This window comes from Pseudomonas sp. S2_C11 (assembly GCF_054668395.1).
This window is the reverse complement of the sequence record NZ_CP162765.1, coordinates 5,363,942-5,379,976: the sequence shown is the minus strand read 5'-3', so window position 1 is coordinate 5,379,976 and position 16,035 is coordinate 5,363,942. Positions and strand designations below refer to the sequence as shown.

Here is a 16,035-nt window from a genome sequence, read left to right as displayed (position 1 = left end):
CAGCGATGGGGACCTGACTGACGACACGGATCTCCAAATCAGCCGTATGGAAGCCTGTTATGCGTTGCCTGTTGTTCGCCTGTCTGTTGCTCGGTTCCCTGCCCGCTTTTGCCCTGGATCGGTTTCAGGTCGAAGGCTATGCGCTGCCCAACGGTTTGCAACTTATGCTCAAACCCGGCACCGAGCGTGGGCATGTGGCGATCCGGCTGGTGGTCGGCGTCGGCCTGGATGACTTCGACTGCGACGAGAAAGAGCTGCCGCATTTGCTCGAACACCTGCTGTTCAGCGGTATCGACGCCACTGGCGAAGGCGGTCTGGAAGAGCGTATGCAGGCGCTGGGCGGGGACTGGAACGCGTTCACCAGCAACGCCGACACCACGTTCGTCATCGAGGCCCCGGCGAAAAACCAGCGCAAGGTGCTCGACCTGCTGCTCGCGCTGCTGACCCAGACACGCATCGACGACAACGCAATCAACGCGGCGAAACGGGTGGTCGAGCGTGAGGACGGCGGGCACTACACCAGGCTGCAACGTTTCCTCGACCGTCAGGACCTCGGTCATACCGCGAGCAATCAACTGGCTGTCGAGCTGGGACTGAAATGCCCGCAGCGCGCCGAGGTCGGCCATCTGACCCAGGAGCAATTGGAGAAGGTGCGCAAGGCCTGGTATGCGCCGAACAACATGACCCTGATCGTCGTCGGCGAACTCGACAAACTGCTGCCGGCCTATCTCGAGCGTACCTGGGGTGAGCTGGAGCCGGTCGAGCCGAGCGAACATCGGCCGCTGCCGGACATCCGCACCAGTGCCGCCCATGAACGCACCCTCACCCGTGGCTTTATCGGCGACAGCGCCAAGCTGCACTGGCTGGTGCCGGAACCGGTGCTCGACGATCAGTACGACCAGACGTTCGACATTCTCAAGGATTACCTCGACTGGGCGTTGTACAGGCAGATTCGTCTCAACCATGGCTTGTCGTACGGGCCGTGGGCCGAGCGCGAAGTGTTCGGCGGTGTCGGCTTCATGAGCCTCAACGCTGACCTGGATCGCGATGACGTCGACGAAGCCATTCAAGTGCTTGATGACCTCAAGGCCGACCTGTTGAAAAACGGCCTCGACCCGAGCACCTTCGCCCGCATCAAGCAAGCCGCCATCGCTCACCAGGCCTGGGCCGTGCAGGGCAACAGCGCACTGGCTGACTATTACTGGAGCGCGCTGGCCGACTATCAGGATGGCCGCTTTGCCAATCCCGCGCGCGAGCTGCAAGGGGTGACGCTGGAAGCGGCGAACAAGGCGATGCGCGAGCTGTTGCTGCAGCCGGGGTATATTCGAATCGAGAAGCCGTTGATCAGTGATGATCAGGTGTTGTGGCTGGCTGCAGGCGGGGTGGGGCTGGTGCTGCTGATGTTGATCGGCTGGCGTGTGTATCGTCGCCACAAAATTGCTGGAAGCCATTAATCCTGTGGTGAGTGAGCACTTGTGGCGAGGGGATTTATCCCCGATGGGCTGCGCAGCAGCCCCGATAAGGGCAGCTCGGTATATCCAGACAAAATTCGCTCGCAGGATCTACGACGGCTGCGCCGCCGATCGGGGATAAATCCCCTCGCCACAGGGGTCATGCGGCGTTAACCTTTCCGGGATTTTCCCCATATCGTCGTGAACCGCCAAAATGCCAAAACTGACCCTCCTTATCCAGCGCCTTCTCGAGCTGATGAAGCGCTACCCCGGGTTGATCGCGGCGGGTGGTTTCATTTCCGGGGTCGGCAGTTTCATCCTCGTCGATCGCCAACAGGGTCTGGCCAGCTGGATCACGGTGATCATGCTGCTCAGCTGGATCTGGCTGATGCTGGAAAACACCCTGACCGGGCTGTTCACACGGATCTTCAAGCGCGAGATTCCCCAGCCGCTGCTGCGCTACGCGACGCAGATGATCCATCAGGAAAGCCTGTTTTTCGTTCTGCCATTCTTCTTCATCACCACCACGTGGAACAGCGGCCAGTTTGTCTTCACGGGGCTGCTCAGCGTTGCTGCACTGATCTCCATCGTCGATCCGCTGTACTACAAATGGCTGGCGCCACGGCGCTGGGCGTTTCTCGCGCTGCACACCCTGACCCTGTTCGCCGCACTGCTCACTGCGTTGCCGGTGATCATGCACCTTACCACCGCGCAGAGTTTCAAATGGGCGCTGGGAATTGCCGTGCTGCTGTCGTTCCCGAGCCTGGCGTCAATCTTCCCGATCCGCACAGTGCGCAATGCCCTGGCGATTCTGTTCATTACCTTCGGCATCGGCGGCGTCGGTTGGGCGCTGCGTTCGTGGGTGCCGCCGGCAACGCTGTGGATGACCGACGTAGCGATCAGCACGCAATTGCAGGATCGCACCCCCGGCGCCAGCCTCGACACCGTCAGTGCCGAGCAGATCCGCAGCGGCGGGCTCTACGCCTACACTGCGATCAACGCGCCGCGCGGTCTCGACGAGCGGATTTATCACGTGTGGACCTTCAACGGCAAAGAGGTCGACCGCATCGCCCTCGACATCCATGGCGGGCGCAAGGAAGGCTACCGGGCGTGGACGCACAAACAGAATTTCCCCGGCAACCCGGAGGGCAAGTGGCAGGTGCGGGTGCTGACCGAGGATGGCCAGTTGATCGGCGTGCTGCGTTTCGCAATTACCGACAGCACACCGGCCAAAGAAAAGTAATCCGGTTCGTGCTATTACGTAGGATCTCGTAACGGCCGTACAAGCACGGAGCTTATGACCAGCAGCCCAACCCCCGGCAGTGCCCACCTGGACACCGCGCTCAGCCCTGCCCGTCTGCGGGTCAGCGGCGACTGGACGCTCGCCCACTACACCGCGCTCAAGCATCTGAGCGAAAAGCTCCGCGGCCAGTACGACGCCAACACTTCCATCGATCTGAACGGCCTCGGAGCCCTGGACACCGCCGGCGCCTCGTTGCTGGTCGAGCTGCTCGGTTCCGAGCGCTTGGGCAAAACCGCCGAACACCCCGATTGCACCCTTTCAACTGCCGACCGCGCCTTGCTGCAAACCGTGTACTGCTCGCTGAGTGATTTCTGCGTGCCGATCAAGGAGCCGGAAGTCAGCGTCAGCGTGCAACTGCTGACGCGCATCGGCCGCGCGGTGGACAAGGTCTGGACCGACACGCTGCAACTGCTCGGTTTCGTCGGCCTGATCCTCGAAGTCATCGCCCGTGGTCTGTTGCGGCCCAAGCGCTGGCGCATCACGCCGATGATCGCGCACATTGAGCAGACCGGCCTCGACGCTGCGCCGATCGTGGCCTTGCTGACGTTTCTGGTCGGTGCGGTGGTGGCGTTTCTTGGCGCCACGGTACTGGCCAGTTTCGGCGCGACGATTTTCACCGTGGACCTGGTCGGCTTCTCGTTCCTGCGCGAATTCGGCGTGTTGCTCACGGCGATCCTGATGGCCGGGCGCACCGCCAGTGCATTCACCGCGCAGATCGGCTCGATGAAGGCCAACGAAGAAATCGACGCGATCCGCACCCTTGGCCTCGACCCGATCGAATTGCTGGTGGTGCCGCGTGTGCTGGCGCTGCTGGTGGCGCTGCCGATGCTGACGTTTCTGGCGATGCTCTCGGGGATCGTCGGCGGCGGTGTGGTCTGTGCGGTGTCGCTGGACATTTCGCCGGCAATGTTCCTTTCGCTACTGCAATCGGACATCGGCATTCAGCATTTTCTGGTCGGGCTGGTGAAGGCGCCGATCTTCGCCTTCCTGATCGCGGCAATTGGTTGCCTGGAAGGTTTCAAGGTCAGCGGCAGCGCCGAATCGGTCGGCGCGCACACCACCTCCAGCGTGGTCCAGTCGATTTTCGTGGTGATCGTGCTTGATGCGGTGGCCGCGCTGTTTTTCATGGAGATGGGCTGGTGAGTCGTCTACCCCGCGCGCCCTCGGAGGCGGTGATCGAAGTCCGTGGCCTGTGCAATCGCTTCGGCCCGCAGAGCGTGCACGAGAACCTTGATCTGGACGTGTACAAGGGCGAGATCCTCGCCGTGGTTGGCGGCTCCGGTACCGGCAAATCGGTGCTGCTGCGCAGCATCGTCGGGCTGAATCGGCCCAGCGAGGGCATGGTCAAGGTCTTCGGCCAGAACCTGCCGAATCTGCCCGAGCATGAGCGCTCGCTGATCGAAAGGCGCTTTGGTGTGCTGTTCCAGAAGGGCGCGCTGTTCTCGTCGCTGACCGTGACCGAGAACGTCGCCCTGCCCCTGATCGAACACGCCGGCCTCAGCCGTCACGACGCCGAGCATCTGGCGGCGGTGAAACTGGCGCTGGCCGGGCTGCCGTTGTCGGCGGCGGACAAATACCCTGCGTCGCTGTCCGGCGGCATGATCAAGCGCGCGGCGCTGGCGCGGGCTTTGGCGCTGGATCCGGACATTCTGTTTCTCGATGAGCCCACCGCCGGACTCGATCCGATTGGCGCGGCGCAGTTCGATCAATTGATCCTGACCCTGCGCGATGCGTTGGGGCTGAGCGTGTTTCTGGTGACCCACGACCTCGACACGCTGTACACCATCACCGATCGCGTGGCGGTGCTGGCGCAGAAGAAAGTGCTGGTTGCCGGCCCTATCGACGTCGTCTCGGAAACCGCCGACGCGTGGATTCACGAATACTTCCACGGCCCGCGCGGCCGCTCGGCGCTGGACGCCGCCAAACTGCTCAACGAGGTCTGATATGGAAACCCGAGCCCATCATGTGTTGATCGGCCTGTTCACGGTGATCGTCGTGGCCGGCGCCCTGCTCTTCGGCCTGTTTCTGGCCAAATCCAGCGTCGACACCGAATTCAAGGATTACGAAGTGGTGTTCAACGAGGCGGTCAGCGGTCTGTCCAAGGGCAGCTCGGTGCAGTACAGCGGCATCAAGGTCGGAGACGTGGTCAGCCTGCGCCTCGACCCGCAGGACCCGCGCCGGGTGCTGGCGCGGATTCGTCTGGCGGGCGACACGCCGGTCAAGGAAGACACCCAGGCCAAGCTGGCACTGACCGGCATTACTGGCACGTCGATCATCCAGCTCAGCGGTGGTACGCCAGAGAGCCCGAAATTGCGCGGGCATGACGGCAAGCTGCCAACGCTGGTCGCCTCGCCCTCGCCTATTTCGCGTCTGCTCAACGACAGCAGCGACTTGATGACCGGCATCAGCGCCCTGCTGCAAAACGCCAACAACATGTTCTCCGCGGAAAACGTCGAGCGCGTGAGCAAGACCCTCGCCCATCTGGAACAGACCACCGGCACCATCAATGACCAGCGCGGCGACATCAAGCAAGCCATGCAGCAACTGGCAACGGTCGGCAAACAGGCCGGCAGCATGCTCGAGCAGACCTCACTGCTGATGCGCAACGCCAACGGCCTGCTCAACGATCAGGGCAAACAGGCCCTTGGCAGCGCCGAGCAGGCGATGAAGTCGCTGGAGCAAAGCAGCGTGACCATCAACGGCTTGCTCAGCAAAAACCAGAATTCGCTGGATAACGGCATGCAGGGCCTCAACGGCCTGGCCCCGGCGATTCGCGAACTGCGCGAGACGCTGACCTCGCTGCGCGCCATTTCCCAACGCCTCGAGGCCAACCCCAGCGGCTACCTGCTGGGCAGCGACAAGAACAAGGAATTCACCCCATGAAGCTGACTCGAATCGCCCTGCTCGGCGCTGGCCTGATCCTGATCGGCGCGTGCTCGATCTTGCCCAAGTCGGAACCCTCGGACGTCTACCGCCTGCCCGCCGCGCAAGCGCCCGCCTCGGCCAGCCCGGCGGCGACGCAGTCATGGTCGCTGCGCTTGAATAAATTGCAGGCCAGCGAAGCACTGAACCGGCCGAGCATTGCCGTGATCCCGCAGGGCGATGTGATCAGCAGCTACAAGGGCTCGCGCTGGAGTGATCCGGCGCCGGTGCTGCTGCGCAATCGCCTGCTCGATGGATTTCAGCGTGACGGCAGAGTGACGTTGCTGAGCACCGACGACAGCAACTTCCAGGCGGATCTGGAACTGGGCGGCAGTTTGCAGGCGTTTCAGACCGAATATCAGGGCACGCAGGCCGGCGTTGTGGTGCGGGTCGATGCGTTGCTGGTGCGTGGTTACGACCAGCGCATCCTCGCCAGCCGCCGTTTTGAAGAGCGCCAGTCGTTGAGCGATGTGCGAGTACCGGCGGTGGTCGCCGGCTTTGGCCAGGCCAGTGATCGCCTGACCACCAAGGTCGTCGCGTGGGCCGTCGACCAAGGCCAAAAGCTCGCCCCCCAAAACCTTAAGCCCGACACAACCCCTGTGGGAGCGAGCCTGCTCGCGAATGCGGAGTGTCATTCACATTGATGTGGCTGACATGACGCCTTCGCGAGCAGGCTCGCTCCCACAGTGGATTTGTGGTTAGCCGAAGAACCAGTAGCAGACGCCGATTGCGCCGACCACACCAGCAAACTCAGCCAGCAACGCACACCCCACCGCGTGCCGTGCGCGTTGAATCCCCACCGCGCCGAAGTACACCGCCAGCACATAGAACGTGGTTTCGGTACTGCCCTGCACCGTCGCCGCGACCAGCGCCGGGAAGCTGTCGACGCCGGAAGTCTGCATGGTCTCGATGAGCATCGCCCGCGCGGCGCTGCCGGAAAACGGTTTGACCATCGCCGTCGGTAGCGCATCGACGAAGCGCGTGTCCCAACCGGCCCACTCGACCAGATGGCGAATACCGTCCAGGCCGAAATCCAGCGCACCAGAGGCGCGCAGTACGCCAACCGCACATAGCATCGCGACCAGATACGGCAGCAGGTTCTTCGCCACATCGAAGCCCTCTTTCGCGCCTTCGACGAACGCCTCGTACACCTTGACCTTGCGCAGCGCGCCGATCAGCAGAAACAGCATGATCAGGCCGAACAGCGTGAGATTGCCGAGGATCGACGACAATCCCGCCAGTGCTGTCGCGGAAAGGGTGCCGAGCAGGGCCATGAAGCCGCCAAGGATCAGCGCGCCGGGCAGCAGATAGGCGAGGACTACCGGGTCCCAGATGCGCAGGCGTTGCATGAAAGCTACGGAGAGAAAACCGACGATAGTCGAGCAACTGGTCGCCAGCAGAATCGGCAGGAACACCAGCGTCGGATCCGGCGCGCCTTGCTGGGCGCGGTACATGAAGATGGTCACGGGCAGCAGGGTCAGCGACGAGGCGTTGAGCACCAGAAACAGGATCTGCGCGTTGCTGGCGATGGTGGCGCTGGGGTTGAGCTCCTGCAGCGCTTTCATGGCTTTCAGGCCGATCGGCGTGGCGGCGTTGTCCAGGCCCAGACCGTTGGCGGCGAAGTTCAGCGTGATCAGGCCAAGGGCAGGGTGGCCGGCCGGGACTTCCGGCATCAGCCGCAGAAACAGCGGACCGAGCACCTTGGCCAGCCACTCGACGATCCCGGCCTTTTCGGCGATGCGCAGAAAGCCCAGCCACAGGGTGAGGGTGCCGAACAGCAGCACCATGACTTCGACCGACAGCTTGGCCATGGCGAAAATGCTTTCCACCATCGCCGCAAAGATCCCGGCGTTGCCGCCGATCAGCCACTGCGCCAGCGCCGACACGGCTGCCACGATGAAGAAGCCAAGCCACAGGCCATTAAGCATCAGTCAAATCCCCCGAAGAATGCGGCGAATGATAGCGGGGTCACCAGAAACGACAAACCCCGGATTTCTCCAGGGTTTGTTGGTGGGGCTTGCATCAATCACTGTGGGAGCGAGCCTGCTCGCGAAGAGGCCGGCCCATTCAACATCTCTGTTGTCTGGTGTACCGCTATCGCGAGCAGGCTCGCTCCCACAGGGTTTTGCATCAGTTCTTGGAAATCTCGCCAGCCGGCAGTTTTTCCTTGCTGCGCCAGTGCGGCAGGGAATTCCAGTAACGCTCGCCCTTGGCGTCGTCGTACATGCCTTCCCAGCGCGCGATAACCAGCACTGCCAAGGCATTACCGATCACGTTCAGTGCAGTACGCGCCATGTCCATGATGCGATCGACACCAGCGATGAACGCCAGGCCTTCGAGCGGGATGCCAACGCTGCCCAGAGTGGCCAGCAGCACCACGAAGGACACGCCCGGTACGCCGGCGATGCCTTTGGAGGTGACCATCAGCGTCAACACCAGCAGCAGTTGCTGGCTGATCGACAGGTCGATGCCATACAGCTGGGCAATGAAGATCGCCGCGATCGACTGGTACAGGGTCGAGCCGTCGAGGTTGAACGAGTAACCGGTCGGTACCACGAAGCTGCAGATGGCTTTCGGCGCGCCATAGGCTTCCATCTTCTCGATGACACGTGGCAGCACGGTTTCCGAAGAAGCGGTGGAGTAGGCCAGCACCAGCTCATCCTTGAAGATGCGCATCAGCTTGAGCACCGAGAAGCCGAACAGCTTGGCGATCAGGCCCAGCACGACGAAGGCGAAGAAGGCGATGGCGACATAAACCAGGATCACCAGTTTTGCCAGCGGCAACAGCGAAGCGAAGCCGAAGTTGGCGACGGTCACCGCGATCAGTGCGAATACGCCAATCGGAGCGTAGTTCATGATCATGTGGGTGACTTTGAACATGCTTTCCGAAACGCCCTGGAACATCTTTACCAGCGGCTCGCGCAGGTCCGACTGCAGGCTCGACAGGCCGAGACCGAACAGTACGGAGAAGAAGATGATCGGCAGCATTTCGCCGCGAGCCATGGCCGCGAAGATGTTCGACGGGATCAGGTTGAGGATGGTCTCGATGAACGCATGTTCATGCTGCACTTCGGCGGCGGTCGCCTGGTACTTGGAGATATCCACCGTGCCCAGGGTGCTCATGTCGATGCCGGTGCCCGGATGGAACACGTTGGCCAGCACCAGGCCGACGACGATGGCGATGGTGGTGACGATCTCGAAATAGATGATCGTCTTCAGGCCGATACGCCCGAGCTTCTTGGCGTCGCCCACGCCGGCGATGCCGACGATCAGCGAGGAAATGACGATCGGGATCACGATCATCTTGATCAGACGGATAAAGATATCGCCTGCCGGTTGCAGGACGTTGCTGATCCACCAGGCCTTCTCGGCGCTGAAGTGATTGAGCAACGCACCCAGTGCAATCCCCAGAACCAGACCGATGAGGATCTGCCAGGCGAGGCTGATTTTTGCCTTCTTCATTATCTTTACCCTTACTTGCGTTTGACTCAGGCACATGCAGGAACTGGAACGCTCATCAGCGGAAAAGTCTGTGCATCTGCCTCCGTATAAGGTGCCCCGAAGCGCGTGTTTACGGCTCTTCGGCAGGCGAAAAAAGGCGCAACTATTCCGATGCAAGGTGGCGCCGTCTAATGCCGTAAACGCCTACCCTATGCCGAATCGGCATGAGCTTTTTCAATTGAAACTGGCGTCCCAAGCGGTTCGATTGTGACATTTCAGCCGGCATAAGTGCCGTGAACCGGCCATTACAGCTTAGGGCGGTCAAATTTTGTACAGCGGGAATTGGCGGAAATTTCCGGAAAAACTCCAAATCGAAAGACTAGGAGTCACACGAATCGAGCGCGATCTTTGTCGATATACGGTCGTCAGGAAACACCGCGAAATGTTTTTCCGCACAGTGTCGACGATTCTAAGAAGGGGATTGGCGCGCTGGATCAATGGTTTAGCTGATTCAAAGCCCAGCGCAGATTCGTCAGACCATCGGGTCGACGAACCTGCGGCGCAGCTTTTACCCTGACCCGGCCCTTGCGCAGGTACTCCCTGTACCCGTAGGTCACTCCGACTCTGCATCAGTCAGAACGTCCCGGCCCCCTGGTCATGCACCGACCCTCATCGGGCGGCGCAGTGGAAAGCAGCGGGGCGCTGCTTTCGTGTTCGAAACCTTTGCGCGTCCTGCGTCAGTACCACTTCGGATCTTTCTTCAGGGTTTCCATCAGCAGATCCTGCATGCCCTGATCAGGTTTGCCGAAGAAGCGATAAGTCGCGTGTCGCGTCGGCGACTTGTCTTGCGGCAGACCTTCCGGCACATCGACCAGCATGGCGTAGGCGTCATCCTTGTCGAAGCTGAAGGCCACGATCAACCGGTGATTCAGGCACTTGTCCTGACTCTCGCAGAGCGGGCCGACCAGATACTGATCACCATCTTCCGTAACGGCGTGCATCTGTTGCTCGGAAGTGCCGGACAGGTTGATCACCCATTCCGGTACGCGCTCTTCCTTTTTGATCACGCCTTCCCAGGTTTCACGGTACTGCGCGTCGGAGGCGAGCAGTTCGTTGACCCGGGTCTGGCCGTCATTGGCCGCCATGGCCATGGCACTGCCGCCCAGAAACAGGGCGGCGGCCAATGTCTTGAGACCGATCATCGTTAACCTCGGCCGCGACGGCCAAAGAAGAAGGAAGCGATGAACATCACCAGGAACACGACAAAGAGAATCTTGGCGATACCCGTGGCGGTGCCCGCGATACCACCGAAGCCCAGAACGGCGGCGATGATGGCAATGATCAAGAATGTAATTGCCCAGCTCAACATGGTGATTCTCCTTACTTCTCTATTTAGGGGTGTTTCCGGTTTCCGGCGCTACGCGCCCGAATGTATTCACTGACTTAGAAAACCCAGCGCTCTTCCCGTGGCAATTGATCCAGCGGTTGCGCCTGGTCGACATCGATCATGTGCATCGAAGCGTTTTCAGCCTGGCTGCTGCTCACGGCACTGAAGTGCGTCTGAGTGCTGTGCTGCATCGAAATCAATGGCTCGGGTTTACGGCTGTTTTCCCAGCTCATGTACTGCTGGCAGACGATCAGGGTGATCAGCAACGCCAGTACACCGAACAGACCTTGCTGGATCTGCAGTGGCGAAATACGTACTTGGGCGGCGATTGGGCGAGTCATCCTGTGTTCCTCACGCTTGTTCTGTTGGGGCAGTGCTGTTCTGCCCGGGCTGAGTGAGGTATTGCAGCCTGCATGCCAGTTTTTTGATGTCAGAAATTATCAATAAAAACAATAAGTTACGTACTCTTCGGAAATTTCCTGCGACGCATCCTGCACGATGGCTCTTCTGCGGTCGTGCGCAATGCACGATTATTTCGTGGGAAATTTCGATGATATGGAATTGCTACCGGTACGCAGATGTCAGAAGAGGACGCAGGATCTGCCCTGCAAAACGCCGAATGTTTTAAAACTCAACGAAATCAATGAATTGGCCGTTATGGCAGTAGAGAGCTACCCTCCTATGGCTGGTATCGTTCAGAATCAACCATGCAACTTGCCCGATTTTTCCGGGACTAACCCAAGACTAATCACTATGGAGCGTAGGAAAAATGGAATCTGCCACTGAGCAACAAGGCCGCATTCTGCTGGTGGACGATGAATCCGCCATCCTGCGTACGTTTCGTTATTGCCTCGAAGACGAAGGCTATACGGTAGCCACCGCCAATAGCGCGGCCCAAGCCGATGCTTTGCTGCAACGTCAGGTCTTCGACCTGTGCTTCCTCGATTTGCGTCTGGGCGAGGACAACGGTCTCGACGTCCTCGCGCAGATGCGCATTCAGGCGCCGTGGATGCGCGTAGTGATCGTCACCGCCCACTCGGCGGTCGACACCGCGGTTGATGCCATCCAGGCTGGCGCCGCCGATTATCTGGTCAAGCCGTGCAGCCCTGATCAACTGCGCCTGGCCACCGCCAAGCAGTTGGAAGTGCGCCAGCTCTCCGCACGCCTTGAAGCGCTCGAAGGCGAGATCCGCAAACCGAAAGACGGTCTCGATTCCCACAGCCCGGCGATGAAAGTCGTGCTGGAAACCGCACGGCAGGTCGCAAGCACCGACGCCAACATTCTTATCCTTGGCGAGTCCGGTACGGGTAAAGGTGAACTGGCCCGTGCGATCCACGGCTGGAGCAAGCGCGAGAAGAAATCCTGCGTCACTATCAACTGCCCGTCGCTGACTGCCGAGCTGATGGAAAGCGAACTGTTCGGCCATAGTCGTGGCGCGTTTACCGGTGCCAGTGAAAGCACCTTGGGGCGTGTTAATCAGGCTGATGGCGGCACGCTGTTTCTCGACGAGATCGGCGACTTTCCTCTGACGTTGCAACCAAAATTGCTGCGCTTCATCCAGGACAAGGAATACGAGCGGGTAGGCGATCCGGTCACTCGCCGCGCCGATGTGCGCATCCTCGCCGCCACCAACCTCAACCTCGAAGACATGGTCCGTGACGGCCGTTTCCGCGAAGACCTGCTCTATCGCCTCAACGTCATCACCCTGCATCTGCCGCCATTGCGCGAGCGCGCCGAAGACATCCTGACCCTTGCCGATCGCTTCCTCGCACGCTTCGTCAAAGAGTACGCACGCCCAGCGCGCGGCTTTAGCGATGAGGCGCGCGAAGCGCTGCTCGGTTATCGCTGGCCGGGCAACATTCGCGAACTGCGCAACGTGGTCGAGCGAGCTAGCATCATCTGCCCGCAGGAACGCGTGGAAATCAGCCACCTGGGCATGGCCGAACAACCGGCCAACAACGCGCCACGGGTCGGCGCGGCACTGAGCCTGGACGAGCTGGAGAAAGCGCACATCGGCGCGGTTCTGGCCACCGCCGGCACCCTGGATCAAGCGGCGAAAACCCTCGGCATCGACGCCTCGACCCTGTATCGCAAACGCAAGCAGTACAACCTGTGAGCACTGCGCGATGAAACTGGCGATCAAGCTGCGCACGCGCCTGTTCCTGAGCATTTCTGCGTTGATCACGGTGGCCTTGCTCGGACTCTTGCTCGGGCTGGTCAGCGTGATGCAGATGGCCGGGTCGCAGGAAGCGCTGGTGCGCAGCAACTTTGTCACCCTGGATCTGGGGCTCAAGCTGCGCCAGACCCTCGGTGATCAATTGATCATCATGCTCGCCGAAAAACCCGACCCCGTCGCGTTCGAAGCGTCCAAGCAGCACTACTTCGAGTTGCTCGACCAAGGCATCGCCCAACAGCAGGAGGGCGATGACCAGCCTTACGGTTTCCGCCAGGCCAAGGCCGATTACCTGAGCTTCCTCGCCTCATTCGACGTGACTGCCGAAGCGGCAAAGAACGCCAGCACCAGCGCGGATTTCCGCGAGCGCTTCAATATTCTGCGTAATGGGTTAATTGCTGAGCACAAGCACGCGCTGGACAGTATCAATGAGGTGCAGCATGCCGCTCGCGAACGCGCCCTGCTGATAGCCGGGCTGCTTGGCCTGGTCGGGCTGGCAGTGCTGATCATCGGTTTTGTCACGGCGCAGGGCATTGCTCGGCGCTTCGGCGCACCGATCGAAGCGCTGGCCAAGGCTGCGGACAACATCGGCCAGGGTAACTATGACGTGACTCTGCCGATTTCCACGGCCATGGAAGTCAATCTGCTGTCGCGGCGCTTCGGCCTGATGGCCGAGGCGTTGCGCGAACACCAGGCGATGAATGTCGACGAACTGTTGGCCGGCCAGCAGCGCTTGCAAGCGGTGCTCGACAGCATCGACGACGGTTTGTTGATGATTGACCGCCAGGGCCAGCTTGAGCACCTCAACCCTGTTGCTCAGCGCCAGTTGGGCTGGGAAGACGATCGACTGGGCCAAGGCTTGGGCACCGCGCTCGGCCGCCCGGAACTGGATGCACAACTGCAATTGGTCCTGCGCGGCGGCACGCTGGAGCGGGCGCCGGAAGATCTGAGCATCGAAGTCGATGGCGAATCGCGCCTGCTGACTTACAGCCTGACGCCGGTCAGTCATACCCAAGGGCATATTCTCGGTGCGGTGATGGTGCTGCACGACGTCACCGAGCAACGCGCGTTCGAGCGCGTGCGCAGTGAGTTTGTTTTGCGCGCTTCCCATGAACTGCGCACGCCGGTCACAGGCATGCACATGGCCTTCGGACTGTTTCGCGAGAGGGCGAAATTCCCGGCTGAATCGCGCGAAGCTGACCTGCTGGATACGGTCAACGAAGAAATGCAGCGGCTGATGCAATTGATCAACGACTTGCTGAATTTCTCGCGCTACCAGAACGGTCTACAGAAACTCACCCTGGCGCCATGTTCCATTGAGGACCTGCTGGAGCAGGCGCAACTGCGCTTTGCCGACGTGGCTGCGGCCAAAGGTGTTGCGCTGAACGTCGAGATTCAAGGCCCGCTGCCGAGGTTGCAGGCTGATCAGGCGCAACTCGATCGCGTCCTCGACAATCTGATCGACAACGCCTTGCGCCATACCGCCCGCGACGGGCAGATCCGTCTGCAGGCGCGCCGCCATGGCGAGCGGGTGATCATCAGCGTCGAAGACAATGGCGAAGGCATTGCCTACGGCCAGCAGGGGCGGATTTTCGAGCCGTTCGTGCAGGTCGGGCGCAAGAAGGGCGGCGCCGGGCTCGGCCTGGCGCTGTGCAAGGAAATCGTCCAGTTGCACGGCGGGCGCATGGGCGTCTACTCGCGGCCTGGGCAGGGCACCCAGTTCTACATGGCGCTGGCCGTTTAAGCCTCGTCGTCCATACGCCGCCCGGCCAGGCGTCGACCTCGGGTGATCAGTTCGATGAATTGCACGGCGCTCAAGGCGTGGGCGAACAGCCAGCCCTGACCGAACTTGACCCCCTCACTGCTGAGCAGCGCTGCCTGGGATTCCAGCTCGATGCCTTCGGCAATCACTTTCAGATCCAGCGCCTGCGCCATGTGAATGATGTGCGGAGCGACGCCGCTGCTCGCCGCGTCATGGCCCAGCGCATCGATGAACGCCTTGTCGATCTTCAGGCAGTCCACCGGCAAGGTCTGCAGATAGGCAAGGCTGCAATAGCCGGTGCCGAAATCATCGATCAGCACCTGATGGCCAACGTCGCGCAAGGCTTGCAGGTTCTCCCGCGCCACCACTACATCGATCAGGCCGCGCTCGGTGACTTCGAAGGCTATCTGCCGCGCGGCGACACGGTGCAGGGCAAGCAGCCGCGCCATGACCTGGCCGATGCGCGGCACCATGACGTCGCAGGCCGCGAGGTTCACCGAGATATACAGCTGCGGATTGGCGCGCAGTAACTGGCCCAGTTGTTCGAGCAGACGCTGCAACACGAAGTCGGTCATCTGCCGGATCTGCCCGGTGTTCTCCGCCATGGGAATGAATAGGTCGGGGCTGGTCAGGGTGCCGTCCGGGCGCCGCCAGCGCAGCAGCGCTTCGGCGCCGACGCAGTGACGGCTGTCGAGGTCGAAGATCGGCTGATACAGCACCTGCAACTCACCCCGGCGGATCGCTCCGTGCAGCTCGGCATCCAGTGACTGGCGCTGACGCACCAGCAGCAAGGTCAGAAAGCCGACAACGGCGCCGGCGATCAGGCACACCGGCAACAGCCACCACCACACAGCCGGGACGTGCATGCCCGTGCGCGGCGTGATCAGCACCAATTGATATTCCGGGTTGTCGGTGGGCATGCGATAGATCAGCCGCGTTTGCGTGACTTGCAGCGCATCACGGCTCTTCGGTGGCCAGGGTTCGGTCGGTGGCCAGGTCTGTGCGGTGCCGAGCACCGGAATCGCGCGAGTGCCGTGATCGAGTACCACCAGCAGGCTGCTGCCGGGCGACAGATCGACCATGTCGGTCAAATGTCCGCGCGAGGTAGCGACACGGAAGTTGCCGCGGCCAAGCATCAGCGCCGCGCGGTTTTCATCGGGTTCGGTGGTGGTGTTGAGCCAATAGCTGTAGGTCGGGCCCTGAATGTCCGGCGCGCGCACCAACGACAGACCTTCCTGGCGCGGACGGTTGGAGCAGAATCGCGAAGCGTCCATATATGCCGCTTCATAGACGAAGCGGTAGTTGAAGGTGACTTGCTGCAGGGTCGCGATCATTTCTTCGTCGCAGCCGCGCAAGGGCTGGGCTTCAAGGTCGTCGAGACTTTCGCGCAACTGGCCGAACAATTGTTCGAGGCGAGCGAGGAAACGCTCGCCCTGGGCGTTCATTTCCTGGCTCTCGCGCATTTCCATCTGGCGTATCGCCGCGAACATACCGCCGGCGATCAACAGACTGGCGCTGAGGACAGCCGCGATCATCGCCAAAAAAGCAGGGCGATAAAACCAGCTACGCAGCGTCTCTCGGGTCGCAGCCATCAAG

General features: G+C 61.1%; 14 protein-coding genes. 8 read left to right on the top strand and 6 right to left on the bottom strand.

The genetic code is table 11. From position 1 onward, the window contains the following. Positions 1-59 precede the first annotated feature (59 nt). The 6 genes from AB4N48_RS24150 (at position 60) to AB4N48_RS24125 (ending at position 6,320) form a co-directional block, all read left to right on the top strand. Entirely contained in the window at positions 60-1,454 is a 1,395-nt protein-coding gene (locus AB4N48_RS24150) for a M16 family metallopeptidase (protein ID WP_460094429.1), read from the top strand. A 211-nt stretch (positions 1,455-1,665) separates the two neighbouring features. Further along, the gene (locus AB4N48_RS24145; protein WP_460094428.1) at positions 1,666-2,694 is read left to right on the top strand and encodes a DUF5924 family protein; all 1,029 of its coding nucleotides are present in this window, start codon (positions 1,666-1,668) and stop codon (positions 2,692-2,694) included. A 54-nt stretch (positions 2,695-2,748) separates the two neighbouring features. Next, on the top strand, positions 2,749-3,897 hold the full coding sequence (locus tag AB4N48_RS24140) for an ABC transporter permease (protein ID WP_076564805.1): 1,149 nt from the start codon (positions 2,749-2,751) through the stop codon (positions 3,895-3,897). Beyond that, entirely contained in the window at positions 3,894-4,697 is an 804-nt protein-coding gene (locus tag AB4N48_RS24135; protein WP_071173945.1) for an ABC transporter ATP-binding protein, read from the top strand. Before AB4N48_RS24140 ends, AB4N48_RS24135 begins: the two co-directional genes overlap by 4 nt. A 1-nt stretch (position 4,698) precedes the next feature. After that, positions 4,699-5,637 carry an MlaD family protein gene (locus AB4N48_RS24130; RefSeq protein WP_150637292.1) on the top strand — a complete coding sequence of 313 codons (939 nt, stop codon included), beginning with the start codon at positions 4,699-4,701 and terminating at the stop codon, positions 5,635-5,637. Then, a complete protein-coding gene (locus tag AB4N48_RS24125; RefSeq protein WP_460143621.1) occupies positions 5,634-6,320 on the top strand; it encodes an ABC-type transport auxiliary lipoprotein family protein in 687 nt (228 codons plus the stop codon). Before AB4N48_RS24130 ends, AB4N48_RS24125 begins: the two co-directional genes overlap by 4 nt. A 54-nt stretch (positions 6,321-6,374) precedes the next feature. Here the strand turns inward: AB4N48_RS24125 and AB4N48_RS24120 are convergent, their stop codons facing one another. The 5 genes from AB4N48_RS24120 to AB4N48_RS24100 form a co-directional block, all read right to left on the bottom strand. After that, positions 6,375-7,604, bottom strand: a complete 1,230-nt coding sequence (locus AB4N48_RS24120) for a nucleoside recognition domain-containing protein (protein ID WP_071173947.1) — start codon at positions 7,602-7,604, stop codon at positions 6,375-6,377. A 202-nt stretch (positions 7,605-7,806) separates the two neighbouring features. Further along, positions 7,807-9,138: a glutamate/aspartate:proton symporter GltP gene (gene gltP / locus AB4N48_RS24115; protein WP_039757150.1), complete on the bottom strand. Its 1,332-nt coding sequence runs from the start codon at positions 9,136-9,138 to the stop codon at positions 7,807-7,809. Between the two features lie 716 nt (positions 9,139-9,854). Then, a complete protein-coding gene (locus AB4N48_RS24110; RefSeq protein WP_130899314.1) occupies positions 9,855-10,319 on the bottom strand; it encodes an inhibitor of vertebrate lysozyme family protein in 465 nt (154 codons plus the stop codon). Between the two features lie 2 nt (positions 10,320-10,321). Beyond that, positions 10,322-10,486, bottom strand: a complete 165-nt coding sequence (locus AB4N48_RS24105; protein WP_003177151.1) for a DUF1328 domain-containing protein — start codon at positions 10,484-10,486, stop codon at positions 10,322-10,324. Between the two features lie 74 nt (positions 10,487-10,560). Continuing rightward, positions 10,561-10,845, bottom strand: coding sequence for a hypothetical protein (locus AB4N48_RS24100; RefSeq protein ID WP_024014979.1), 285 nt, complete (start codon positions 10,843-10,845; stop codon positions 10,561-10,563). Between the two features lie 428 nt (positions 10,846-11,273). Here AB4N48_RS24100 and algB point away from each other — a divergent pair, with 428 nt between their 5' ends. After that, complete coding sequence (gene algB, locus AB4N48_RS24095; RefSeq protein ID WP_024014980.1) at positions 11,274-12,620, top strand: sigma-54-dependent response regulator transcription factor AlgB; 1,347 nt, start codon at positions 11,274-11,276, stop codon at positions 12,618-12,620. A gap of 10 nt (positions 12,621-12,630) precedes the next feature. After that, complete coding sequence (locus tag AB4N48_RS24090; RefSeq protein WP_095182300.1) at positions 12,631-14,421, top strand: ATP-binding protein; 1,791 nt, start codon at positions 12,631-12,633, stop codon at positions 14,419-14,421. Here AB4N48_RS24090 and AB4N48_RS24085 read toward each other — a convergent pair. Next, positions 14,418-16,031 (bottom strand): EAL domain-containing protein, encoded by a 1,614-nt coding sequence (locus tag AB4N48_RS24085; RefSeq protein ID WP_095182299.1) that lies wholly within the window; start codon positions 16,029-16,031, stop codon positions 14,418-14,420. The genes AB4N48_RS24090 and AB4N48_RS24085 overlap by 4 nt on opposite strands. Positions 16,032-16,035 lie beyond the last annotated feature (4 nt).